19 protein-coding genes are annotated in these 21,910 nt (G+C 68.5%); 7 read left to right on the top strand and 12 right to left on the bottom strand.

The annotated features are described in order from the left end of the window. Positions 1–78: 78 nt before the first annotated feature. The 4 genes from ACWC2B_RS11775 to ACWC2B_RS11760 form a co-directional block, all read right to left on the bottom strand. Entirely contained in the window at positions 79–540 is a 462-nt protein-coding gene (locus ACWC2B_RS11775; protein WP_450716493.1) for an LppU/SCO3897 family protein, read from the bottom strand. Between the two features lie 112 nt (positions 541–652). Beyond that, the gene (locus tag ACWC2B_RS11770) at positions 653–1,921 is read right to left on the bottom strand and encodes an MFS transporter (RefSeq protein ID WP_450716309.1); all 1,269 of its coding nucleotides are present in this window, start codon (positions 1,919–1,921) and stop codon (positions 653–655) included. A gap of 82 nt (positions 1,922–2,003) precedes the next feature. After that, positions 2,004–3,086, bottom strand: coding sequence for an inositol-3-phosphate synthase (locus ACWC2B_RS11765; RefSeq protein WP_399048809.1), 1,083 nt, complete (start codon positions 3,084–3,086; stop codon positions 2,004–2,006). Between the two features lie 50 nt (positions 3,087–3,136). Then, positions 3,137–3,820 (bottom strand): helix-turn-helix transcriptional regulator, encoded by a 684-nt coding sequence (locus ACWC2B_RS11760; RefSeq protein ID WP_450716308.1) that lies wholly within the window; start codon positions 3,818–3,820, stop codon positions 3,137–3,139. A 375-nt stretch (positions 3,821–4,195) separates the two neighbouring features. Between ACWC2B_RS11760 and ACWC2B_RS11755 the strand changes: the two genes are divergently transcribed. Next, a complete protein-coding gene (locus tag ACWC2B_RS11755) occupies positions 4,196–6,874 on the top strand; it encodes a transglycosylase domain-containing protein (RefSeq protein ID WP_450716307.1) in 2,679 nt (892 codons plus the stop codon). A 134-nt stretch (positions 6,875–7,008) separates the two neighbouring features. Next, positions 7,009–8,517, top strand: a complete 1,509-nt coding sequence (locus tag ACWC2B_RS11750; protein ID WP_450716306.1) for a glycosyltransferase family 87 protein — start codon at positions 7,009–7,011, stop codon at positions 8,515–8,517. A gap of 89 nt (positions 8,518–8,606) precedes the next feature. Here the strand turns inward: ACWC2B_RS11750 and ACWC2B_RS11745 are convergent, their stop codons facing one another. The 3 genes from ACWC2B_RS11745 to ACWC2B_RS11735 all read right to left on the bottom strand — a co-directional run bounded on the left by ACWC2B_RS11745 (position 8,607) and on the right by ACWC2B_RS11735 (position 11,284). Then, the gene (locus ACWC2B_RS11745) at positions 8,607–9,638 is read right to left on the bottom strand and encodes an alanine racemase (RefSeq protein ID WP_450716305.1); all 1,032 of its coding nucleotides are present in this window, start codon (positions 9,636–9,638) and stop codon (positions 8,607–8,609) included. Positions 9,639–9,704: 66 nt separating this feature from the next. Next, on the bottom strand, positions 9,705–10,823 hold the full coding sequence (locus tag ACWC2B_RS11740) for a lipid II:glycine glycyltransferase FemX (RefSeq protein ID WP_114038676.1): 1,119 nt from the start codon (positions 10,821–10,823) through the stop codon (positions 9,705–9,707). 146 nt (positions 10,824–10,969) lie between these two features. After that, positions 10,970–11,284, bottom strand: a complete 315-nt coding sequence (locus ACWC2B_RS11735) for a hypothetical protein (protein ID WP_450716304.1) — start codon at positions 11,282–11,284, stop codon at positions 10,970–10,972. 266 nt (positions 11,285–11,550) lie between these two features. On the opposite strand from ACWC2B_RS11735, the gene rpsF reads away from it, so the two are divergent. The 4 genes from rpsF to rplI all read left to right on the top strand — a co-directional run bounded on the left by rpsF (position 11,551) and on the right by rplI (position 13,252). After that, complete coding sequence (gene rpsF, locus ACWC2B_RS11730; RefSeq protein ID WP_053724701.1) at positions 11,551–11,841, top strand: 30S ribosomal protein S6; 291 nt, start codon at positions 11,551–11,553, stop codon at positions 11,839–11,841. 74 nt (positions 11,842–11,915) lie between these two features. Beyond that, entirely contained in the window at positions 11,916–12,506 is a 591-nt protein-coding gene (locus tag ACWC2B_RS11725; RefSeq protein WP_450716303.1) for a single-stranded DNA-binding protein, read from the top strand. Positions 12,507–12,550: 44 nt separating this feature from the next. Then, a complete protein-coding gene (gene rpsR / locus ACWC2B_RS11720) occupies positions 12,551–12,787 on the top strand; it encodes a 30S ribosomal protein S18 (RefSeq protein ID WP_005315025.1) in 237 nt (78 codons plus the stop codon). Positions 12,788–12,805: 18 nt separating this feature from the next. After that, the gene (rplI, locus tag ACWC2B_RS11715) at positions 12,806–13,252 is read left to right on the top strand and encodes a 50S ribosomal protein L9 (RefSeq protein ID WP_053724699.1); all 447 of its coding nucleotides are present in this window, start codon (positions 12,806–12,808) and stop codon (positions 13,250–13,252) included. 131 nt (positions 13,253–13,383) lie between these two features. Here rplI and ACWC2B_RS11710 read toward each other — a convergent pair whose 3' ends face one another. Next, a complete protein-coding gene (locus ACWC2B_RS11710) occupies positions 13,384–14,733 on the bottom strand; it encodes an MATE family efflux transporter (RefSeq protein WP_450716302.1) in 1,350 nt (449 codons plus the stop codon). A gap of 423 nt (positions 14,734–15,156) precedes the next feature. Between ACWC2B_RS11710 and dnaB the strand changes: the two genes are divergently transcribed. After that, positions 15,157–16,650: a replicative DNA helicase gene (gene dnaB, locus ACWC2B_RS11705; RefSeq protein ID WP_053724697.1), complete on the top strand. Its 1,494-nt coding sequence runs from the start codon at positions 15,157–15,159 to the stop codon at positions 16,648–16,650. A 135-nt stretch (positions 16,651–16,785) separates the two neighbouring features. Here dnaB and ACWC2B_RS11700 read toward each other — a convergent pair whose 3' ends face one another. The 4 genes from ACWC2B_RS11700 to ACWC2B_RS11685 form a co-directional block, all read right to left on the bottom strand. Then, positions 16,786–17,847 (bottom strand): acyl-CoA dehydrogenase family protein, encoded by a 1,062-nt coding sequence (locus ACWC2B_RS11700; RefSeq protein WP_450716301.1) that lies wholly within the window; start codon positions 17,845–17,847, stop codon positions 16,786–16,788. Further along, positions 17,844–19,016: an acyl-CoA dehydrogenase family protein gene (locus tag ACWC2B_RS11695; RefSeq protein WP_450716300.1), complete on the bottom strand. Its 1,173-nt coding sequence runs from the start codon at positions 19,014–19,016 to the stop codon at positions 17,844–17,846. The genes ACWC2B_RS11700 and ACWC2B_RS11695 overlap by 4 nt, the downstream gene beginning before the upstream one ends. A gap of 71 nt (positions 19,017–19,087) precedes the next feature. Continuing rightward, positions 19,088–20,281, bottom strand: coding sequence for a CaiB/BaiF CoA transferase family protein (locus tag ACWC2B_RS11690; protein ID WP_450716299.1), 1,194 nt, complete (start codon positions 20,279–20,281; stop codon positions 19,088–19,090). A gap of 119 nt (positions 20,282–20,400) precedes the next feature. Continuing rightward, entirely contained in the window at positions 20,401–21,846 is a 1,446-nt protein-coding gene (locus ACWC2B_RS11685) for a CoA transferase (RefSeq protein WP_450716298.1), read from the bottom strand. Positions 21,847–21,910 lie beyond the last annotated feature (64 nt).

Genomic DNA, 21,910 nt, shown 5'->3' with positions numbered 1-21,910 from the left:
TTCACGTGAAACATGACGGGGCGACGGCATGACGGGGGGCGGTGTTTCACGTGAAACACCGCCCCCGCGTGCAGGGTGCTACTTGACGTCTCCCAGGCAGAGGGTGAAGGAGTTGCCCCTCTCCTTCCACGTGAAGGCCGCCGTGGTCCCGGTGACGTTCTGGCAGGTCAGCTCAGGAACGCTGGCGCCAGGGCTCTTCTTGAGCACCTTGTTGGTCGCCTTGCTGTCCGTGCAGCTCACCTGCTGGACGTCAGGGCTGGAATCCGTGCCCTTGTTGTACAGGCAGTCGCCGACGGCCAGTTGCTTGGCGTCTTCGTTGCTGTCCTGCTTGAGATACCAGCCGACGCCTATGACGATCAGGGCGACGACGATACCGATCGCCTTGATCACACTCTTGGCGCCGCCGCGCGTCGGGGTGCCCTGCGGGGCCATCGGGACACCCTGGTAGGGCGCGCCCTGCGCCGGGAAGCCGGGCTGACCGGGCTGTCCGTACGGAGCGTTGGGGTTCTGGGCGTACGGGTTCTGGCCCTGGGGCGGCATGGTCACGGAGAGGGTCCCCCTCGAAAAGATGGCGATGTATGACGCCCGTAAGTTAGCGGGCCCCCAGGTCAACGCCGATACCGCAGCCCACTCTGTGGCCCCGATGTGACACTCACGCCCGCGTAAACCGGGTCATAAACGCTGCTACCGCTGCGTAGATGAGGGACACCGTGATGACGAGGGAGGGCGAGCGGCCGTCCGGGGGGAGCATCAGGGCGGCGACCGCGGCGGCGACGACGAAGGCCATGTTGAAGAGGACGTCGTAGAGGGAGAAGATCCGGCCCCGGAAGGAGTCGTCCACCGTGGACTGGATCACCGTGTCCGTGGTGATCTTCGCGCCCTGGGTGACGAGACCGAGGACGAAGGCGGCGACCAGCATCGGCGCGGGAGTGAAGGGCAGGCCGAGTGCCGGTTCGAGGACGGCGGCGGTGGCCGAGCAGACCACGATCCACCGGTACTTACCGAACCGCGCCACCGCCCACGGGGTCATGACGGCCGCCGCGAAGAAGCCAGCTCCCGAGACGCCCACGGCGAGTCCGAGCAGGGCCAGGCCACCCGTTCCGCTGTCCTTTCCCGGCCCGTCGGCCCAGGCGTACCGGCAGAGCATCAGGAGCATCACGGTCAGCGCCCCGTAGCAGAACCGCATCAGCGTCATCGCGATGAGGACCCGGGCGGCCGACCTGCGCTGGTTCAAGTGCCGTACGCCGTCGGCCAGTCCGCGGGCCGTGGAGCGGATCACCGCGGCCAGGCCGGGCTGGAAGGCCGTCGGATCCGGCCCGAGCAGGCGGGGTGGAAGACTCAGGGAGGCCAGGGACGCGCAGAGGTAGAGGACGGCGCCCAGGATGACGGTCGCGGCATCCGCGTCGATCACGAGGCGCAAGGCGAAGGCCAGTCCGCCGCCTGCGGTGGCGGCCAGCGTTCCGGCAGTAGGAGAGAGCGAGTTGGCGATGACGAGCCGCTCGGCGTCGACCACCCGGGGCAAAGAGGCGGAGAGCCCGGCCAGGACGAAGCGGTTGACCGCCGTCACGGCGAGCGCGGAGGCATAGAAGAGCCAGTCCGGCGCGGCCCCGAGGACGAGCAGCGCCGTGCACCCGGCGAGCGTGGCCCGCAGAAGATTGCCGTACAGAAAGACCTGGCGCCGTCGCCAGCGGTCGAGGAGGACCCCCGCGAAGGGTCCGACGAGCGAGTACGGGAGGAGCAGGACGGCCATGGCGGAGGCGATCGCACCGGGCGATGCCTGTTTTTCGGGGGAGAAGACGACGTACGTGGCGAGGGCGACCTGGTAGACGCCGTCCGCGGCCTGGGACAGCAGTCGTACGGCCAGCAGATGCCGGAAATGCTTCAGGCGCAGGAGCACGCGGAGATCACGTACGACGGGCATGTGAGCAAGCGTCACATACCCGAAGGGCCCCCGGGCGCACACGGCGCACGGGGACCCTCGGCAGTCCTCAGGGGTGCGAGCTCTAGCGCTCGACCTCGCCCTTGATGAACTTCTCGACGTTGGCGAAGGCCTCGTCGTCGAAGTACTGGACCGGCGGGGACTTCATGAAGTAGCTCGACGCCGACAGGATCGGGCCGCCGATCCCGCGGTCCTTGGCGATCTTCGCCGCGCGCAGGGCGTCGATGATGACGCCCGCCGAGTTCGGGGAGTCCCAGACCTCAAGCTTGTACTCCAGGTTCAGCGGAACGTCACCGAAGGCACGGCCCTCAAGGCGCACGTAGGCCCACTTGCGGTCGTCCAGCCAGGCCACGTAGTCCGACGGGCCGATGTGGACGTTCTTCTCGCCCATGTCGCGGTCGGGGATCTGGGAGGTGACGGCCTGCGTCTTCGAGATCTTCTTGGACTCAAGGCGGTCGCGCTCCAGCATGTTCTTGAAGTCCATGTTGCCGCCGACGTTGAGCTGCATGGTGCGCTCAAGACGGACACCGCGGTCCTCGAACAGCTTGGCCATCACGCGGTGCGTGATGGTGGCGCCGACCTGCGACTTGATGTCGTCGCCGACGATCGGGACGCCGGCCTCGGTGAACTTGTCCGCCCACTCCTTGGTGCCGGCGATGAAGACCGGGAGGGCGTTGACGAACGCGACCTTGGCGTCGATGGCGCACTGCGCGTAGAACTTCGCGGCGTCCTCGGAACCGACCGGCAGGTAGCAGACCAGAACGTCGACCTGCTTGTCCTTGAGGATCTGGACGACGTCGACCGGAGCCTCGGCGGACTCCTCGATGGTCATGCGGTAGTACTTGCCGAGACCGTCCAGGGTGTGGCCGCGCTGGACCGTGACGCCCTTGTTCGGGACGTCGCAGATCTTGATGGTGTTGTTCTCGCTGGCACCGATGGCGTCCGAGAGGTCGAGACCGACCTTCTTGGCATCGACGTCGAACGCGGCGACGAACTCCACGTCACCGACGTGGTAGTCGCCGAACTGGACGTGCATCAGACCCGGGACCTTGGTGGCCGGGTCGGCGTCCTTGTAGTACTCGACGCCCTGCACCAGCGAGGCGGCGCAGTTGCCCACGCCGACGATGGCTACACGAACCGAACCCATTCCGGTTGCTCCCTGTGTGATCTCTTCGAAGTCCTGCGTGCGCAGGCTCTTCAGTTGGCGGTGTCCTCGGACGGATCCGGCCGGGTGCTGTCCCGGTGCCGGGGCAGGCCGCCCGTCTCTCCTGATGTGTGGTCCTGCTGAGCCGAGCCGGTGGCGGGGCCGGATCGCTGATCCCGTCCCGCCCGCTCGCTCTCGATGAGCTCGTTCAGCCAGCGCACTTCGCGCTCCACGGACTCCATGCCGTGGCGCTGCAGCTCAAGCGTGTAGTCGTCCAGGCGTTCGCGCGTACGGGCCAGGGAGGCGCGCATCTTCTCAAGGCGCTCCTCCAGACGGCTGCGACGACCTTCCAGCACGCGCATCCGCACCTCTCGCTCCGTCTGGCCGAAGAAGGCGAAACGGGCGGCGAAGTGCTCGTCCTCCCAGGTGTCGGGGCCGGTGTGGGAGAGCAGCTCCTCGAAGTGCTCCTTACCTTCCCCTGTCAACCGGTAGACGATCTTGGCGCGGCGCCCTGCGAGTGAAGCGGCGAGCGCGTCCTCGGGAGCGCTGCCCGGCTCCTCGATGAGCCAGCCGTTGGCGACCAGCGTCTTGAGGCAGGGATAGAGGGTCCCGTAACTGAAGGCCCGGAAGATCCCCAGCGAGGTGTTGAGCCGCTTGCGCAGCTCGTAACCGTGCATCGGAGCCTCGCGGAGCAGCCCGAGTACGGCGAATTCGAGGATGCCGGAGCGCCTGCTCATCCTTCGCCTCCTCAGCCTTCGGGGACCTTTATGCCGTGCTGATGTATCGACTCGATACATCAGCACGATAGGGCTGAGCCGCCGTTGCGACAAGAGGGGCCATGGTGAACGGCGTCACATCCTCAATTCATAGGGTGCAACTTGCCTGATTTGGGGTGAACTTCGGCCCTAGGGCGGTTTTGAGCGTGCGTAGTCTGTGCGCCATGCAGATCACTGTGTGCCGAGTGACGTCAGGGGGCGTCGGCGTGCCCAGCGCCATCGGCACACGGGCTGCGGTGTGGCCGGGCCCTTCACGGGGCAGGCGCGCACACCGGGGGGACAGGAACTCAGCTGCCGTTTCCAGGCGCTCTCGCCTGCCCGAGGAGTAGTCGTTCGATGAGCGAGCACCGTCGCAAACCGCCGCAGCCCCAGGGCGGTGGGCGTGCCGCGGCCCGGCGCGCCGTGCAGCAGCCCTCCGGTCGCAGGGCGGCCCGGCCGGCGGCCGGATCCCCGGACGCCTCGGCCCACTCACCGTCCGGTTCGTACGGATCCCAGTCGGCCCCGCATACGGAGGAGCCCGGCTACGGCGGGCGGGCCGAGGCCCGCCGGGCCCAGCGCGGAGGCGGCCGCAGGCGCGCCCCCGACGCCGCGGGGCCGCCTGGCGGGCTAGGGCGCCGCGCGGGCCGGGGCGGTGCGGCCGGCGGCCGGCCATCCAAGAAGCGGTTCATCGACTACCCGCGCTTCGGCAAGCAGGGCTGGCGACGCTGGGTGCCGTCCTGGAAGCTGGTCAGCGCCTGCTGTCTGGGCTGCTTCGGCCTGCTGGTCGCCTTCATCGGTGTGGCGTACTACATGGTGGCCGTCCCCAATGTGGCCGACGCTGCGACGGCCCAGAACAACGTCTACTACTGGGCCGACGGCTCGCAGATGGTCGCCACCGGCGGCGAGGTCAACCGCCAGATCATCCCGTACGAGCAGATCCCGACAGCGATGCGGTACGCCGTCATCTCGGCCGAGAACAAGACGTTCGAGACCGACAGCGGGGTCGACCCCCAGGGCATCGCCCGCGCTCTGCTGAACATGGCCAAGGGCGGCCAGACCCAGGGCGGTTCGACCATCACGCAGCAGTACGTGAAGAACGCCCAACTCGACGACCAGTCGCAGACGATCAGCCGCAAGTTCAAAGAGCTCTTCATCTCCATCAAGGTCGGCGCGACCACGCAGAAGAGCGTCATCATGGCCGGGTACCTGAACACCGCGTATTACGGCCGCGGCGCCTACGGCCTCCAGGCCGCGGCCCGGACGTATTACAGCAAGGACGCCAAGGACCTCGACCCGAGCCAGTGCGCCTTCCTCGCCTCGCTCCTCAAGGGCGCTACCTACTTCGACCCCGCCGGCGCCCCGGAGATCGACCCGGCGGCCACCGCCGAGCAGAACACGAAGAACGCCACCGAGCGCTGGGGCTGGATCCTCGACCAGGAGGTCAAGGACAAGCACATGGACGCGGCCGAGCGCGCGAAGTACAAGATTTTCCCGATGCCCGACAAGCCGAAGAAGAACGCCAATCTGGGCGGGCAGATCGGCTATCTCGTGTCCCTCGCCCAGGCGTCCGCGAAGAACAACAACCCGGACATCGACATGGCCAAGGGCGGCTACCAGATCTACACGACCTTCGACAAGAAGAAGGTCCAGGAGATGGAGGGCGTGGTCAAGAAGGTCCGGGACAAGAACATCGATCCGAAGAAGCGCCCCGACGTGGACACCTTCGTTCAGTTCGGCGCTGCTTCGGTGGATGTGAAGACCGGGGCCATCGTGGCCATCTACGGCGGCGACGACGCGACCAAGCACTTCACCAACAATGCCGACGAAACCGGTGCCCAGGTCGGCTCGACCTTCAAGCCGTTCGTTCTCGCGGCCGGGATGCAGTTCGGAAAGCGCGACCCGAACAAGCCCGCGTCGCAGAGCGACTCGGACCGGACGCCCGTCTCGCCGGACAGCATCTACAGCGGCAAGAACAAACTGAAGATCAAGAACTATGACGGGACCGTCTGGAAGGACCAGAACGGCGGCGAGTGGCTTCAGACCAACGACGGCAACGAGTCGTACAACCCGCCGAGCTACGCCATAGACCTCCGCTATGCGATGCAGGAGTCGGTGAACACCCCCTACGTCCAGCTCGGCATGGATGTCGGCACCGACAAGGTGAAGCAGGCCGCCATGGCGGCGGGCCTGCGCGACAGCAAGACCAGCATGGCCTCCTCCAGTGTGCCGTCGTTCTCCATCGGTACGTCGTCGCCCAGCGCGATCCGGATGGCTGGTGCGTACGCCACCTTCGCTGCCAGCGGCACGCAGCGCGACCCGTTCTCCGTGACCTCGGTGAAGAAGGACGGGAAGGTCATCTACCAGCACCAGGACCAGACCAAGAGCGCCTTCCCCGCCGCCGTGGCCAACAACGTCACGGACGTGCTGAAGGGCGTCGTCGACAAGGGCACCGGAACGAACGCCAAGCTCAGTGGGCGTCAGGTGGCGGGCAAGACCGGTACCACCGACGGCAACCGGTCGGCGTGGTTCGTCGGCTACACCCCGCAGTACTCGACCGCCGTCGGCATGTACCGTCTCGACGACAACGAGACCAGCAAGAAGCGCGAGTTCCTGAAGATGTTCGGGACGGGCGGCCAGGAGAAGATCCATGGCGCTTCGTTCCCTTCGACCATCTGGCATGACTACATGCAGCAGGCGCTCGGCGACTCCCCCGCCGAGTCCTTCCCGGCACCCGAGAAGATCGGTGACAAGGTCTACGGCGGCGGCATGTCACCCAGCCCCAGCGCCGTTCCGTCCCCGAGCTCGTCGCCTTCGCCGTCCCCGTCCGGCAAGCCGTCCAGCAGCCCGTCGATGTCCCCGTCCCCCAGTCCCAGCAACTCCTGCAGCAAGTGGGACTGGACCTGCAACAACACCGGTGGCACCAATCAGGGTCCGACGAACGGTGGAGCGGACGGTGGGATGAGCCCCAGCCCGACGCCCAGCAGATCGAAACCCGGCGCCGGCCCCGGCGGCTGGTTCGGAGGAACCGGCGGCTAGACCGGCCGACTGAAGACGAGGGGTGGTGTTTCACGTGAAACACCACCCCTCGTTTCACGTGAAACAGCGTCTTCGTTTCACGTGAAACACGGCCGCTCCCCGTATCCACAGCGGTGTACGGCAGGATGTCGGGCATGACGAGCGAGACGAGCCCCCGTGTGTACGAGGACCGGCGCGGAGACTCCGCGGAACCCGTCGTGCGCCCCACGGAACAGGACGAGGTCGCCGCGGCCGGCAGCCAGCTGATCGGCGGCCCGCTCGGCCGCTGGGCCAGGCCCGGCTATCACTGGCTCACCCCGATCAGAATCGTGGTGCTCGTCGCGATCGGGATGTTCGCCCTGGGCATGGCTCAGAAACTGCCGTGCTACGACTGGGCCTGGTTCCGCGGTGCCAATTCGCAGTACACGCATGCCTGCTACTCGGACATCCCTCACCTGTACTCGCTGCGCGGCTTCGCCGACAACCTCGTGCCGTACTTCAACCGCCTCAACGGCGACATGAACTACCTTGAGTACCCGGTGCTGACCGGCCTGTTCATGGAGGTCGCCTCCTGGCTGACGCCGGGGAGTGGAGACATGCAGCACCGTGAGCAGCTGTACTGGATGGTCAACGCGGGGATGCTGATGGCCTGCACGGCCGTCATCGCCGTCTGCGTCACGCGCACACACCGCCGCCGCCCTTGGGACGGCCTTCTCGTCGCTCTGGCCCCCGCCTTCGCGCTCACGGCCACCATCAACTGGGACCTGTTCGCCGTTGCTCTCACCGCGGCCGCCATGCTGATGTGGTCGCGCGGTCGAACGCTCGCTTTCGGCATCCTGATCGGCCTGGCGACGGCCGCGAAGCTCTACCCCGTGCTGATCCTCGGGCCGCTGCTCGTGCTGTGCTGGCGGGCCGGGAAATGGCGGGAGTTCGGAGCCGCGGCGCTGGGCGCCGCCGGTGCCTGGCTCGTCGTGAACCTGCCGGTGATGATGCTCGCGCCCGAGGGGTGGAAGAAGTTCTACACCTTCAGCCAGGAGCGGTCCGTCGACTTCGGTTCGTTCTGGCTGATCATTTCGCAGCGTACGGGCAAGGGCCTGGACACCGACATGGTCAACACGCTCGCCGCGCTCCTCATGGTCCTCGCCTGCGCGGGAATCACGGTGCTGACGCTCACCGCACCGCGCCGCCCGCGCTTCGCACAGCTCGCCTTCCTGGTCGTCGCCGCGTTCATCATCACCAACAAGGTCTACTCGCCGCAGTACGTCCTGTGGCTGATCCCGCTGGCCGCGCTCGCCAGGCCGCGCTGGCGGGACTTCCTGATCTGGCAGGCCGGCGAGGTCGTCTACTTCCTGGGGATCTGGCTGTACCTCGCCTACACGATGAGCGGGGAGAAGCATCAGGGCCTGCCGCCAGAGGGCTACCAACTAGCCATCGCCGCACATCTGTTGACCACGCTGTATCTGTGTGCCGTCGTCGTGCGCGACATCATGATGCCGGAACGGGACGTCGTGCGACGGGACGGTTCGGACGACCCGTCGGGCGGGGTCCTCGACCGGGCCGAGGACGTGTTCGTCCTGGGGCAGGCGGCGCATCCCGCGCGGCACGCGGCGACGCTCGAAGAGGGGCCGCGGGTCGAGTGGGGCACGAGAACTCCTGCGTCCTAGAAGCCTCGTAGAAAGGCTCGGGCCCCTGGTCGACGGCGGCTGTCGTCGACCAGGGGCCCGATGTCCTGAGCGCCCCGTGGGCGGTCGTGCTAGCGCTCGACCAGGCGGTCGAACTGCGTGGTGGTGTGCCGCAGATGGGCAACCAACTCGTCTCCCACGTGCGGCTCCTGAGAATCCGACGGCACGAAGAGGATCGACACCTGCATGTGCGGCGGCTCCGCGAACCAGCGCTGCTTGCCCGCCCAGACGAACGGCGACAGGTTGCGGTTGACGGTGGCGAGCCCCGCGCGGGCGACGCCCTTGGCCCGCGGCATCACGCCGTGCAGGGCCTTGGGAGCCTCCAGGCCCACTCCGTGCGAGGTGCCGCCGGCGACCACGACCAGCCAGCCGTCGGAGGCGACCTTCTGCTGGCGGTAGCCGAACCGGTCGCCCTTGGTGACCCGGGTGACGTCGAGGACGGAGCCGCGGTACTCGGTCGCCTCGTGGTCACCGAGCCACAGCCGCGTACCGATGCGGGCCCGGAAGCGGGTCTGCGGGAACTGCTGTTGCAGCCTCGCCTGCTCCTCGGCACGCAGATGGCTGACGAACATGGTGTGCAGTGGCAGCCGGGCCGCGCGCAGCCGGTCCATCCACCCGATGACCTCCTCGACGGCGTCCGAGCCGTCGGTGCGGTCCAGCGGGAGGTGCAGGGCAAAGCCTTCGAGCCGTACGTCCTCGATGGCGGAGCGGAGCATGCCGAGCTCCTCCTCCTTCACGCCGTGACGCTTCATCGAGCTCATGCACTCGATGACCACGCGGGCGCCCACCAGGGCGTGCACACCGTCCACCGAGGAGACCGAGCGGATGACGCGGTCGGGCAGCGGCACCGGCTCCTCGCCGCGCCGGAACGGCGTCAGGACGAGCAGGTCACCGCTGAACCAGTCCTTGATCCGGGCGGCTTCGTAGGTGGTGCCGACCGCCAGGATGTCCGAGCCGAAGCGGGACACCTCGTCTGCGAGCCGCTCGTGACCGAAGCCGTAGCCGTTGCCCTTGCAGACCGGGACGATGCCCGGGAACTGGTCGATCACGGACTTCTGGTGCGCCCGCCAGCGAGCGGAGTCGACGTAGAGGGTGAGCGCCATGGCCGTCCGGACCTTTCTGATGGCTGCGATGTGTCGGAGGTACGAGGAACGAGGTTACGCAACCGGTCAGCGGCGCGACATATACATGTCCAGTGCCTTGTGGAGCAGCTTGTTCAGCGGGAAGTCCCACTCGCCGAGGTACTCGGCCGCCTCACCGCCGGTGCCCACCTTGAACTGGATGAGGCCGAAGAGGTGGTCGGTCTCGTCCAGGGAGTCGGAGATGCCGCGCAGGTCGTAGACCGTCGCGCCCATCGCGTAGGCGTCGCGGAGCATCCGCCACTGCATCGCGTTGGAGGGCCGCACCTCGCGGCCGATGTTGTCGGAGGCGCCGTAGGAGTACCAGACGTGGCCACCGACCACGAGCATCGTCGCGGCCGAGAGGTTCACCCCGTTGTGGCGCGCGAAGTAGAGCCGCATGCGGTTGGGGTCCTCGGAGTTGAGGACCGTCCACATGCGCTGGAAGTACGACAGGGGACGCGGCCGGAAGTGGTCGCGCACCGCGGTGATCTCGTACAGGCGCTGCCACTCGGCGAGGTCCTCGTAGCCCCCCTGGACGACCTCGACGCCGGCCTTCTCGGCCTTCTTGATGTTGCGGCGCCACAGCTGGTTGAAGCCCTTGAGGACGTCGTCCAGCGAACGGTTGGCCAGTGGTACCTGGAAGACGTAGCGCGGCTGGACGTCGCCGAACCCGGCGCCGCCGTCCTCGCCCTGCTGCCAGCCCATCTTCCGCAGCCGGTCGGCGACTTCGAAGGCACGCGGCTCGATGTGCGTCGCCTCGACATCGCGCAGGCGCTTCACGTCGGGGTCCTGGATACCGGACTTGATGGCCGTCGAGTCCCAGCGGCGGATGACGACCGGCGGGCCCATCTTCACCGAGAACGCGCCCTGCTGCTTGAGGTGCGCGAGCATCGGCTTCAGCCACTCGTCCAGATTGGGCGCGTACCAGTTGATGACCGGGCCCTCGGGCAGGTACGCCAAGTAGCGCTTGACCTTGGGGAGCTGGCGGTAGAGGACCAGACCGGCGCCGACGAGCTCGCCGTTCTTGTCGAACCAGCCGAGGCTCTCCGAACGCCATTCCGTCTTGACGTCAGCCCACGCCGGGACCTGGCAGTGGCTCGCCGCGGGCAGGCTCTGGATGTACGCCAGATGCTGCTCACGGCTGATGGTCCTCAGGGTCAGGCTCATGCGGGGCGCTCCTCGGCAGGTGTGTCCCCATGGGTACAGGGGCTCCGGCTCTCGTGCCGAAGCCTACTGGGCCACAGGAGCGCCCCGGATGGCCGTACGACGATGGCCCGTACGACCATCCGGTGGTGGCGGCCACCGAGCGGCGGTCAGCCGCCGACGACACCGCCGAAGAGACCGCCGTGGGCCATGCCGAGGAAGAAGCCCACAGCGGATGCGCCGAGGCCGAGGATCAACAGGAATCGTTCGCGCGTCGTCGCCGAGATGAACTGGCCGTATGCGCCCGTGATGATGCCGGCGAGGCCGGCCCACGAACTGACCAGGTGGAGGTTGTAGAACCACGCCGTGGTGAAGGCCAGCACGCCCAGGACGACCGTGACGGCCGCGAACATGTCCTGGAGCGGATGGGGCTTGCCGTCGGTGGCGAAGAGGGAGACGGCGTTCGATCGCACTGCTTGTGCCATGGGGCACCTCCTGGCGGAAGGCGGCGAAGGGTGACGCCGCACACACCCGATGTGTACAGATTGCGTCCCCTGCCCACTGGATTTCAACCGGAAGCGGGTCAACAGGTACTCTGGACGGTCTGCACCGGTGTCAGCCGTGCCCGCATGCCGTCCCGCTCCTTTCTGGAGGGGGATTGTCAGTGGGGGCGGATACCGTTGCTTACGCATCACGACCCTCCTGCCACGGAACGACCGTGGCCGCTGAGTCCAAAGGAGGTGGGTTCCACATGCGTCACTACGAGGTGATGGTCATCCTCGACCCCGATCTGGAGGAGCGCGCTGTCTCTCCCCTGATCGAGAACTTCCTCTCCGTCGTCCGTGAGGGCAACGGAAAGGTTGAGAAGGTCGACACCTGGGGCCGTCGTCGTCTCGCCTACGAGATCAAGAAGAAGCCCGAGGGCATCTACACGGTCATCGACCTTCAGGCCGAGCCTGCGGTCGTCAAGGAGCTCGACCGTCAGATGAACCTGAACGAGTCGGTCCTCCGGACCAAGGTCCTCCGTCCCGAGACCCACTGAGCTTCCGCTCAGAGGTAATCGGGTCCGAGTAGCAACACAGCAGCCAGCAGCAATCCCCGCCGAGAGGTTCATCCATGGCAGGCGAGACCGTCATCACGGTCGTCGGCAATCTCGTCGACGACCCCGAGCTGCGCTTCACCCCCTCGGGTGCGGCCGTCGCGAAGTTCCGTGTCGCGTCGACTCCCCGCACCTTCGACCGTCAGACCAATGAGTGGAAGGACGGCGAAGGCCTGTTCCTGACCTGCTCGGTCTGGCGTCAGGCGGCGGAGAACGTCGCCGAGTCGCTCCAGCGAGGCATGCGCGTCGTCGTGCAGGGCCGGCTGAAGCAGCGGTCCTACGAGGACCGCGAGGGCGTCAAGCGCACGGTCTACGAGCTGGACGTCGAGGAAGTCGGCCCCAGTCTCAAGAACGCCACGGCCAAGGTCACCAAGACCACGGGTCGCGGCGGCCAGGGTGGGTACGGCGGCGGCGGTCAGCAGCAGGGCGGCGGCAACTGGGGCGGAGCCCCCAGCGGTGGCCAACAGGGCGGCGGCGGTGCTCCCGCCGACGACCCCTGGGCCTCCAGCGCGCCGACCGGCGGCGGACAGCCGCAGGGTGGCAGCGGCGGCGGTGGCGGCTGGGGCGGAAGCTCCGGCGGCGGCTACTCGGACGAGCCGCCCTTCTAGGGCAGCTCGTAACCCCCACTTCTTGATCACACAGGAGAAACACCATGGCGAAGCCGCCTGTGCGCAAGCCTAAGAAGAAGGTCTGCGCTTTCTGCAAGGACAAGACCGCTTACGTGGACTACAAGGACACGAACATGCTGCGGAAGTTCATTTCCGACCGCGGCAAGATCCGTGCCCGCCGCGTGACCGGCAACTGCACGCAGCACCAGCGTGACGTCGCCACGGCAGTCAAGAACAGCCGTGAGATGGCGCTGCTGCCCTACACGTCCACCGCGCGATAAGGGAAGGGTGACCGAATAATGAAGATCATCCTCACCCACGAGGTCTCTGGCCTCGGCACTGCCGGCGACGTCGTTGACGTCAAGGACGGCTACGCTCGCAACTACCTGGTCCCGCGTGGTTTCGCGATCCGCTGGACCAAGGGTGGCGAGAAGGACGTTGCGCAGATCCGTCGTGCGCGCAAGATCCACGAGATCGCGACCATCGAGCAGGCCAACGAGGTCAAGGCCCGGCTTGAGGGCGTGAAGGTGCGTCTGGCTGTTCGCTCCGGCGACGCCGGCCGTCTCTTCGGCTCCGTCACCCAGGCCGACGTCGCTGCGGCGATCAAGGCTGCCGGTGGCCCGGACGTGGACAAGCGCCGCGTCGAGCTCGGTGCGCCGATCAAGACCCTGGGCGCTCACCAGGTGTCCGTGCGTCTGCACGCTGACGTTGTCGCGAAGCTTGGCGTCGAGGTCATCGCCGCCTAAGCACAGCACAGCAGAAAGGGCCGTACCCCCCGGGGTGCGGCCCTTTTCGCTGTGTTTCACGTGAAACGAAGAGAGCAAGAGGGACTGCGTTTCACGTGAAACGTCGTGCAGGGCGTTTCACGGCCTGGGGGTCAGCGGGTCGCGCCAGTGACCAGCCAGCGCCCGGAGCGGGCGCGCCAGACGAGAGTCAGCATGCGGACGGTCATCATCAGGGCCATGGCCCACCAGAGCGTGGTCAGCCCGCCGCCGAGGGCTGGTACGAGCAGGGCGACCGGGGCGAACACGATCAAGGTCAGCAGCATGGCCCGGGCCAGGTAGGGGCCGTCACCCGCGCCCATCAGCACGCCGTCGAGTACGAAGACGGCGCCGGCGACCGGCTGGATGAGGGCGACCACCAGCAGGGCGGGCAGCAGGGTGTCCTGGACGGACTGGTCGCTGGTGAAAAGCGGGATGAAGAGGGGGCGGGCCGCCACCACGAGCAGACCGAGCACGACTCCGAAGGTGACGCCCCACTCCACCATGCGGCGGCAGGCCTGCTTGGCGCCCCGTGCGTCGCCGGCGCCCAGATAGCGGCCGATGATCGCTTGCCCCGCGATGGCGATGGCGTCGAGGGCGAAGGCCATCAGATTCCACAGGGACAGGATGATCTGGTGAGCAGCGATGTCGATGTCCCCCAGGCGGGCGGCAACGGCCGTGGCGATCATCAGGACGGCCCGCAGTGAGAGCGTACGGACCAGAAGCGGCACGCCCGCCTGTGCGCTGTTCCTGATGCCCGCGGCGTCCGGCCGAAGGGAGGCACCGTGCCGGCGGGCCCCGCGTACGACCACGGTGAGATAGACGGCGGCCATGCCGAACTGGGCGATGACGGTGCCCCATGCCGACCCGGCGATGCCGAGCCCGGCGCCGTAGACAAGTCCCAGGTTGAGCACGCCGTTGGCAGCGAAGCCGCCCATGGCTACGTACAGGGGTGTCCTGGTGTTCTGGAGGCCGCGCAGCACGCCGGTCGAAGCGAGCACGACGAGCATGGCGGGGATGCCCAGGGCGGAGATACGGAGGTAGGTGATGGCGTACGGGGCCGCTGTGTCCGAGGCGCCGAAGAGACCGACCAGCCAAGGGGCGGTGGGAAGGACGGCGGCGACGACCGCGGCGCCCAAGAGCAGGGCGAGCCAGATGCCATCCATGCCCTGGCGGATCGCGGCTCGCAAATCGCCCGCGCCCACCCGGCGGGAGACGGCGGCGGTGGTGGCGTACGCGAGGAAGACGAAGATGCTCACGGCCGTCGTCAGTAGGGGTGCGGCAATACCCAATCCGGCCAGTTGCGGGGTGCCGAGGTGGCCCACGATCGCGCTGTCGGCCATCACGAAGAGCGGCTCGGCGACGAGGGCGCCGAAGGCGGGAACGGCGAGGGACACGATCTCGCGATCGTGTCGACGTCGAGAGCTGCGCCGGTCGTTCCCCGGTGTCGCGGAGGCCTGTTTCATGGGGTCAATCTAATCTTCCACAGGTAATGGATGCAATGCATCTGCGATCCTTACCTCCGGAGTGGGATCCGGTTCCTGTGCGGGCCGTTTGCCATGATCTTGAGCCAGTCGGGAAAGTTTTTCTCCCCCACAGCCGGTGGATGGAGAAAGAGCAGGTCAGACCGGTCATCGTGGAGGTGCTATGACTTTGTCCACAGTGCTGTCCCCCGGTCCGTGCACAGGTTCCGGAGACTTCTCCACAGCATCCGGTCGTTCGTCCACATGCCCTGTGGATAACCAGATTGGCTGACGCCGCTCCCGGGCCTAACGTGGTCCGGCGCCCGACGCGCGAAAAGCGGAGTCGGGCTTCTCGTTTTGTCAGTGTCGTGCCGTAGAAAGAGTGGCACGGCTAGGTCCGCGGAGCGGACGGGAGGAGGTGGCCCGGTGAGCATTCCCGAGCCGTTGGACGAGCCCTGGGCCGAGACCGGTCCAAGTGACCGTCTGCCTGTTTCCCGCCAGCGCGGCGACAGCGAGGGCCGAGGCCGTGGTCGTGGCAGGGGCCGTGACGACCAGCACGACCGGGGGCAGGACGACTGGGACGGCGGGTCCTCCGGCTTCGAGCGCGTGCCCCCCCAGGACATCGACGCCGAGCAGTCCGTCCTCGGCGGCATGCTGCTCTCCAAGGACGCCATCGCGGACGTCGTGGAGATCATCAAGGGCCACGACTTCTACAAGCCCGCCCACGAGACCGTCTACACGGCGATCCTCGACCTCTATGCCAAGGGCGAGCCCGCCGACCCGATCACGGTCGCCGCCGAGCTGGTCAAGCGTGGCGAGATCACCCGGGTCGGCGGAGCCTCCTATCTGCACACACTGGTGCAGTCGGTGCCGACGGCGGCCAACGCCTCGTACTACGCCGAGATCGTCCACGAGCGGGCGGTGCTCCGCAGGCTCGTCGAGGCGGGCACCAAGATCACGCAGATGGGATACGCGGCGGACGGCGACGTCGACGACATCGTCAACTCCGCGCAGGCCGAGATCTACGCCGTCACCGAGCAGCGCACCAGCGAGGACTACCTGCCGCTCGGCGACATCATGGAGGGCGCGCTCGACGAGATCGAGGCGATCGGCTCACGCAGCGGCGAGATGACCGGGGTGCCCACCGGGTTCACCGACTTCGACTCGCTCACCAACGGGCTGCACCCGGGCCAGATGGTCGTCATCGCCGCCCGTCCCGCCATGGGTAAGTCCACGCTGGCGCTGGACTTCGCGAGGGCCTGTTCGATCAAGCACAACCTGCCCAGCGTGATCTTCTCGCTCGAAATGGGGCGCAACGAGATCGCGATGCGTCTGCTGTCGGCCGAGGCCCGGGTCGCCCTCCACCACATGCGCTCCGGCACCATGACCGACGAGGACTGGACGCGCCTGGCCCGCCGTATGCCGGACGTCTCCCAGGCGCCGCTCTACATCGACGACTCCCCAAACCTGTCGATGATGGAAATCCGCGCCAAGTGCCGCCGCCTGAAGCAGCGCAACGACCTCCGCCTCGTCGTCATCGACTACCTGCAGCTGATGCAGTCCGGCGGCTCGAAGCGCGCCGAGAGCCGCCAGCAGGAAGTCTCGGACATGTCGCGAAACCTGAAGCTCCTCGCCAAGGAGCTCCAGCTGCCGGTCATCGCGCTGTCCCAGCTGAACCGTGGTCCCGAGCAGCGCACGGACAAGAAGCCGATGGTGTCCGACCTGCGAGAATCCGGCTCCATCGAGCAGGACGCGGACATGGTCATCCTGCTGCACCGTGAGGATGCCTACGAGAAGGAGTCGCCCCGCGCGGGCGAGGCGGACCTGATCGTGGCCAAGCACCGTAACGGCCCGACCGCGACCATCACCGTCGCCTTCCAGGGCCACTACTCGCGCTTCGTGGACATGGCTCAGACCTGATCAGCCTCTTTGCAGGCTCGCATTCGGCCCGCTCTTTCCTCATTGACCGTGACCCTTGTCCGACCCAAGGGATGGCGCCCTGAGCCACCGGCCGGGCTGGGCCGGTCGGCGGCGAGGCAGGGCGGGGGCGAGAGGTCAGGCCGTGGTGAGGGCGGGCCACAGGGTGGTGGCGGTGAGGGGGCGGGCCAGGCGGAGGGCCCAGTAGGTTTCGTCGCCGTCTTCGTCGCGCCAGGACCACAGGCGGGTGGTGGCGAGGTGGAGCGGGTTGAGCCGGGTGATGCCGATGGCGCCGTGGAGTTGGTGGGCGATGCGGGCGATCTCGGCGGCCGAGGCGGACGCCTGGGTCTTGGCGGCGGCGATGGCGATGTGTGCGGCCGGGCCGCCGGGGTCCAGCGGGGCGGCGGCCTGGACGGCGGTGCGGACCAGGGCGGTCTCCTCGATCAGCCGCGCTTCTTCCTGTTTGACGGCCTGGAAGTGGCTGATCGGGCGGCTGAATTGGGTGCGGGCGGTGGTGTGGGCCACCGTCAGGTCGACGCAGCGTTCGGCGGCTCCGGCGATCAGGGCGGAGCGGGCCAGGGCCGCGCGGAGCCGGGCCTCGTCTAGCAGTTCGGGGGAGATCCGGCGGACCCGCGAGGCGGGGATCTCAAGGGCGGCGAGGTGTAGGTCGTCGCGGGGTTCCTCGGCGAGGTTGCCGCCGGGGGTGAGGACGGCCTGGTCGGGGGTGAGGGTGAACAGGACGGGGCCGGAGGGGGCGGTGGCCAGGACGACCACCGCGGTGGCGTCGCGGGCCCAGGGGACGCGGCGCAGGGTGCCGGTGACCAGCAGGGTGTCGTCGTCGCCCAGGCAGCCGGCCGAGCCGACGGGGGAGGTGGCCGGATGGGCGTAACGGATCGTCAGCTCGGGGGCTATGGCGTAGCTGAGCGGGCCTTCGGGGACGGGGAGGCCGACGCGGCGCAGCATCGGGCGGGCGACCAGGGCGGTCTCGGCGAGGGGGGTGGGGACGGCGCGGCGTCCCGCCTCCTGGGCGGCGGCGAGGAGTTCGGCGGTGGAGGCGTCCATGGAGGGGAGTGCCACGGCGTCCGGGGCGGTGGTGTTGGTGACGGTGGCGATGGCGTCCGTATCGGCGTAGAAGGCGGTGGTGTCGAAGGCGTCGGCGGGGATGACGGGGGCGCTGGTGTCGATCGTGTGGGTGTTCATCGGTGCTGCTCCAGAGCGCGAGTGATGATGCCGCGAAGGATTTCGTTGGTGCCGCCGCGCAGGGTGTAGCCGGGGCTGTGCAGCAGGGCGAAGGCGAGCAGTTCGGGGTGGCTGCCGGGGGTGGTGTGCGGGTCGGCCGGGGTCGGCAGGACGCTGCGGACGGTGTCGACCAGGGTGACCTCCAGGCGGGTGCCGAGGTCCTTGACCAGGGCGGCCTGGGTGTCGGGGTGGGCTCCGGCGTCCAGGGCCGCGGCCACGCCGAGGGACAGGCGGCGGATGCTGTGCAGACGGGCCGTCAGGATGCCGACCCGGGTGAGCTGTTCGGCCGTGGCCGGGCGCTGCTCCAGTTCGCGGAGCAGGGAGACCAGCAGGGGAAAGGTGGACAGGTAGCGTTCCGGGCCGCTGCGTTCGAAGGCGAGTTCGCCGGTGACCTGCTTCCAGCCGTCGCCCTGCTGCCCGAGCAGCATGCCGTCCGGGACGTCGACGCCTTCGAGGTGCAAGGCGTTGAAGCGGTGCTCGCCGCTCATCAGGTGGATCGGCTCGATGCGTACGCCGGGGGCGCGCAGGTCGACGATGAACTGGCTGAGGCCGGCGTGCTTGTCCTCGGCGTCGTCGGTGCGGGCCAGCACGATGGCGTAGTCGTTGACGTGGGCGCCGCCGGTCCACATCTTGGTGCCGGTCAACCGCCAGCCGTCTGCGGTGCGTTCGGCGCGGGTGGCGACCGAGGCGAGGTCGGATCCGCTGCTCTTCTCGCTCATGCCGATGGAGAAGAAGCACCGTCCGGCGGCGATGCTCGGCAGGAAGAAGCGCCGCTGCTCCTCGGTGCCGTGCTGGAGGATGGACGGGCCGGCCTGCCGGTCGGAGACCCAGTGGGCGCTGACCGGGGCGCCGGCGGCGAGCAGCTCTTCGATCACCACGTAGCGCTCCAGGAAGCCGCGGCCGGCGCCGCCGTACTCGGTGGGCAGGGCCATGCCGACCCAGCCGCGCTCGGCGAGGCGGCGGCTGAAGTCGGGGTCCCAGCCGGCCAGCCAGGAGTCGGGGCGGCCGAGCACGGTGCCGCGGGCGCGCTCCTCGTCGACGAAGGCTCGGACTTCGGCGCGGAGCCGGCGAGCCGATTCGGGCAGGGTGGCATCGGGGAACGCGATCGGTGAAAGCGTCGAAGGCGACATGGTTCATTCGCTCCCGGGTTGGTGAATCAATGGATGCGTTTCTTTTCGTTTCTTCGCGTTACGGAAATCGGTCAGTGCGTGGGGTGCAGCAGGGAAGGGTCGAAGCCGGCTTCGCGGAGCACTTCGTCGGTGTGCTGGCCGATGGCCGGGCAGGGCCGCAGCGGCGGCTCGGGGTCGGCCGAGTAGCGGACCGGGCGGCCGATGACCCGGTAGCGGCCCTCGGTGGGGTGGTCGGCCTCGTGCAGCAGGCCGCCCTCTCGGGCGTAGGCGGTGGTTGCGGCGGACTCCAGGTCGAGCACGGGGGCGGCGGCGATGCCCGCCCGGTCGCAGAACTCCTGCCACTCGGCGCTGGTGTGATGTGGTGTCAGCTCAGCGAGCAGCGGATAGAACGCGTCGGCGTTGCGGGCCCGGTCGGGGCCGGTGGCGAAGCGCGGGTCGGCGGCCAGTTCGGGGCGGCTGACGAATTCGGTGAAGTCCCGCCAGTTGCGGTCGCTGTGCGGCAGGATGCACATCCAGCCGTCGGCGGTGCGCAGGGCGCGGCGCTCCGGGCTGAGCGAGCGGGCCGAGCCGAACGCCCCGTCGGTTTCCAGGGCGGCCGCGCCCAGGTGCTCGACCAGGTTGAAGGCGAGCATGGTGTCGGCCATCGGGACCTCGATGCGCTGGCCGGTGCCGCCGTGCTCCCGGTAGTGCAGCGCGGCCAGTACCGACTGGGCGATCTGCATGCCGCAGATCTTGTCGGCAAGCACGGTGGGAACGTAGTGGGGTTGGCCGCAGACCTGGTGGTTGAGCCAGACCAGGCCGCTGGCCGCCTGGATGATGTCGTCGTACGCGGCGTGGGTACCGTAGCGGCTGTCACTGCGGAAACCCTGGGCATTGGCATAGATGAGGCCGGGGTTGACGGCCGCGACGTCGTCGTAGCCGAGGCGGAGCTTCTCCAGGGCCTGCGGGCGCAGGTTGGTGATGAACACGTCGGCGGTGCGCAGCAGGGCGAGCAGGGCGTCGCGACCGTGCGGAGCCTTGAGGTCGATGGCGGCGCTGCGCTTGTTGCGGTTCAGGTTGAGTGCCGGGCCACCCATGCCGGGGTGGCGTCGCGGCGGGTAGTGGCGCGTCATGTCGCCGGTGGGCGGCTCGACCTTGATCACATCCGCGCCCAGGTCGCCGAGTTGTTGTGCGGCGTACGGGGCCATGATCACGCCGGCCAGTTCGATGACGCGGACTCCGGCGAGGAGTCCGCGGCCGGACAGGCCGCTCGGTTCATCGGACATCTTCCGGTGCCTCCTGGGATATGGGGTGGGGCGGGCGGGAGCGCCATGAAGGGGCACAGGGAACTGGGCGACCAGCCACGACGCGCCCGCGGATGACGTACGGACTCCCGGCGGAACGCTCAGCGCCACTGGAGCGCGGCGGACCCGAGCGGGGAACGCCGCCCGGGCTGGGGGACGGTGCGCCCGCTGTACGCGAACGGTGTCGCCGGTTCGGTGAGCGGGCCGAAGTCGGTCCCGGTGGTCGACAGCGCGGCGAGCGGTGCCCCTCCGGGCTGGGGCAGGTCGAGTACGTCCTCTCGCGCGAGCAGACCGAGTTCCTGCACCCAGTGACACACTCCGGCCAAGGTCACGCGGATCCGCCAGGAGCCGCCCTCCGTGGCACGGCGGCGCAGGACCGTTGCGACGGCGGCAGCCCCGAGGTAGGCGGCGAGGTAGTCATTGAGCAGGTACGTCGGCGGCAGCGACGGCCGGTCGGTCCACTCCTCGACGGCGAATCCGGTTGCCGAACAGGCGAGTTGGTCGAACCCGCCGCGTTGGCCCCAGGGGCCGTCGGCGCCCCAGGCGTGGTATTCGAGGGTGATGAGTCCGGGGCGGCGCCGGACGAGTTCCTCGGTCGACGCCCCGTGCCGGGCGAGTCCCCGGTAGGCGTGCACGAAGACGTCCGCGTCCTGGAGCACGTCGTGGAAGGCCGCACGGTCGTGGTCGTCGCGCAGGTCGCAGTAGGCGTTGCGCTTGCCGCCGCCGGTCATCGCGATCATCGGGATCGGGTCGGGGCGGTCGGGACGCGACAGGTGCAGCACGTCGGCGCCGAACTGGGCGAGGAGCCGCGCCGCGACGGGACCTGCGATGACATGGGTGAGGTCGAGCACCCGTACGCCCGCGAGCGCCTCATCGGCCTCACCGATCGGCTCCAGAGGCCGGACCGGTCCGTCACCGACGCGTTCGATCTCGACGACCGGGCGGTGCGCGACATAGCGCCCCGCGGGGTGCGCGAGCCACTCGTCCCGGCTGCGTACCACACAGGCGACGCCGCCCCGCGCGCAGATGGCCTCCTCCAGCGTGAAGGCATCCCAGCAGGCCGCGGCCCGCGCGATCCCCACCTTGTCGAGCCCGCACCTCAGAACGGAGTGGACCGCGTCCCGCAGATGCGGATAGGTGGTGATGATGAAGATCCACCGGCCGTCGCGCGCCCGGTAGAAGTCGTTGTTGCCGAGCAGGGTCGGATCGTCGAGGAGAGCACCGAGCGGGCGTCCCGAGAGCGTCGTGTGATACGTCGCCATGAGCTGGTCGATCGCGGCCCCGGCCCGCACCTGAACCCTCTGGTGCGGGTGACCGCGCTGTTCCCCGACCGCCGCCGTCTGCTGCCCGAAGACACCGATCGCGGCGGACATGGCATCGGCGAGGCGGTGCACCGAGGGCACCAGGGGATCGGCCCCGACGACGGTGATGTCCTGGGCTCCCCGGGCCGCATCGGGGTCGCCGAGGGTGTGCAGCAGCCGGGAGACGATCTCGCCGGTGGATGACGGAGGCGTCGGCTCGGCCGTGGTCAGCGTGTTCGAAGTCATGCCGGGATGCTCGTTCCCAGCACCGCACCAGCGCCCACATTCACGGATATCCGTGAATCGATGC

Source organism: Streptomyces sp. NPDC001415 (assembly GCF_053597395.1).
Note: the sequence above shows the minus strand (reverse complement) of the source record. Positions and strands in the feature narration are given on the sequence as shown.

What these genes read in the sequence shown, in the direction of transcription:
- ACWC2B_RS11775 (WP_450716493.1), bottom strand. Translation starts at nt 540, where the DNA reads ATGCCGCCCCAGGGCCAGAACCCGTACGCCCAGAACCCCAACGCTCCG.
- ACWC2B_RS11770 (WP_450716309.1), bottom strand. Translation starts at nt 1,921, where the DNA reads ATGCCCGTCGTACGTGATCTCCGCGTGCTCCTGCGCCTGAAGCATTTC.
- ACWC2B_RS11765 (WP_399048809.1), bottom strand. Translation starts at nt 3,086, where the DNA reads ATGGGTTCGGTTCGTGTAGCCATCGTCGGCGTGGGCAACTGCGCCGCC.
- ACWC2B_RS11760 (WP_450716308.1), bottom strand. Translation starts at nt 3,820, where the DNA reads ATGAGCAGGCGCTCCGGCATCCTCGAATTCGCCGTACTCGGGCTGCTC.
- ACWC2B_RS11755 (WP_450716307.1), top strand. Translation starts at nt 4,196, where the DNA reads ATGAGCGAGCACCGTCGCAAACCGCCGCAGCCCCAGGGCGGTGGGCGT.
- ACWC2B_RS11750 (WP_450716306.1), top strand. Translation starts at nt 7,009, where the DNA reads ATGACGAGCGAGACGAGCCCCCGTGTGTACGAGGACCGGCGCGGAGAC.
- ACWC2B_RS11745 (WP_450716305.1), bottom strand. Translation starts at nt 9,638, where the DNA reads ATGGCGCTCACCCTCTACGTCGACTCCGCTCGCTGGCGGGCGCACCAG.
- ACWC2B_RS11740 (WP_114038676.1), bottom strand. Translation starts at nt 10,823, where the DNA reads ATGAGCCTGACCCTGAGGACCATCAGCCGTGAGCAGCATCTGGCGTAC.
- ACWC2B_RS11735 (WP_450716304.1), bottom strand. Translation starts at nt 11,284, where the DNA reads ATGGCACAAGCAGTGCGATCGAACGCCGTCTCCCTCTTCGCCACCGAC.
- rpsF (WP_053724701.1), top strand. Translation starts at nt 11,551, where the DNA reads ATGCGTCACTACGAGGTGATGGTCATCCTCGACCCCGATCTGGAGGAG.
- ACWC2B_RS11725 (WP_450716303.1), top strand. Translation starts at nt 11,916, where the DNA reads ATGGCAGGCGAGACCGTCATCACGGTCGTCGGCAATCTCGTCGACGAC.
- rpsR (WP_005315025.1), top strand. Translation starts at nt 12,551, where the DNA reads ATGGCGAAGCCGCCTGTGCGCAAGCCTAAGAAGAAGGTCTGCGCTTTC.
- rplI (WP_053724699.1), top strand. Translation starts at nt 12,806, where the DNA reads ATGAAGATCATCCTCACCCACGAGGTCTCTGGCCTCGGCACTGCCGGC.
- ACWC2B_RS11710 (WP_450716302.1), bottom strand. Translation starts at nt 14,733, where the DNA reads ATGAAACAGGCCTCCGCGACACCGGGGAACGACCGGCGCAGCTCTCGA.
- ACWC2B_RS11700 (WP_450716301.1), bottom strand. Translation starts at nt 17,847, where the DNA reads ATGAACACCCACACGATCGACACCAGCGCCCCCGTCATCCCCGCCGAC.
- ACWC2B_RS11695 (WP_450716300.1), bottom strand. Translation starts at nt 19,016, where the DNA reads ATGTCGCCTTCGACGCTTTCACCGATCGCGTTCCCCGATGCCACCCTG.
- ACWC2B_RS11690 (WP_450716299.1), bottom strand. Translation starts at nt 20,281, where the DNA reads ATGTCCGATGAACCGAGCGGCCTGTCCGGCCGCGGACTCCTCGCCGGA.
- ACWC2B_RS11685 (WP_450716298.1), bottom strand. Translation starts at nt 21,846, where the DNA reads ATGACTTCGAACACGCTGACCACGGCCGAGCCGACGCCTCCGTCATCC.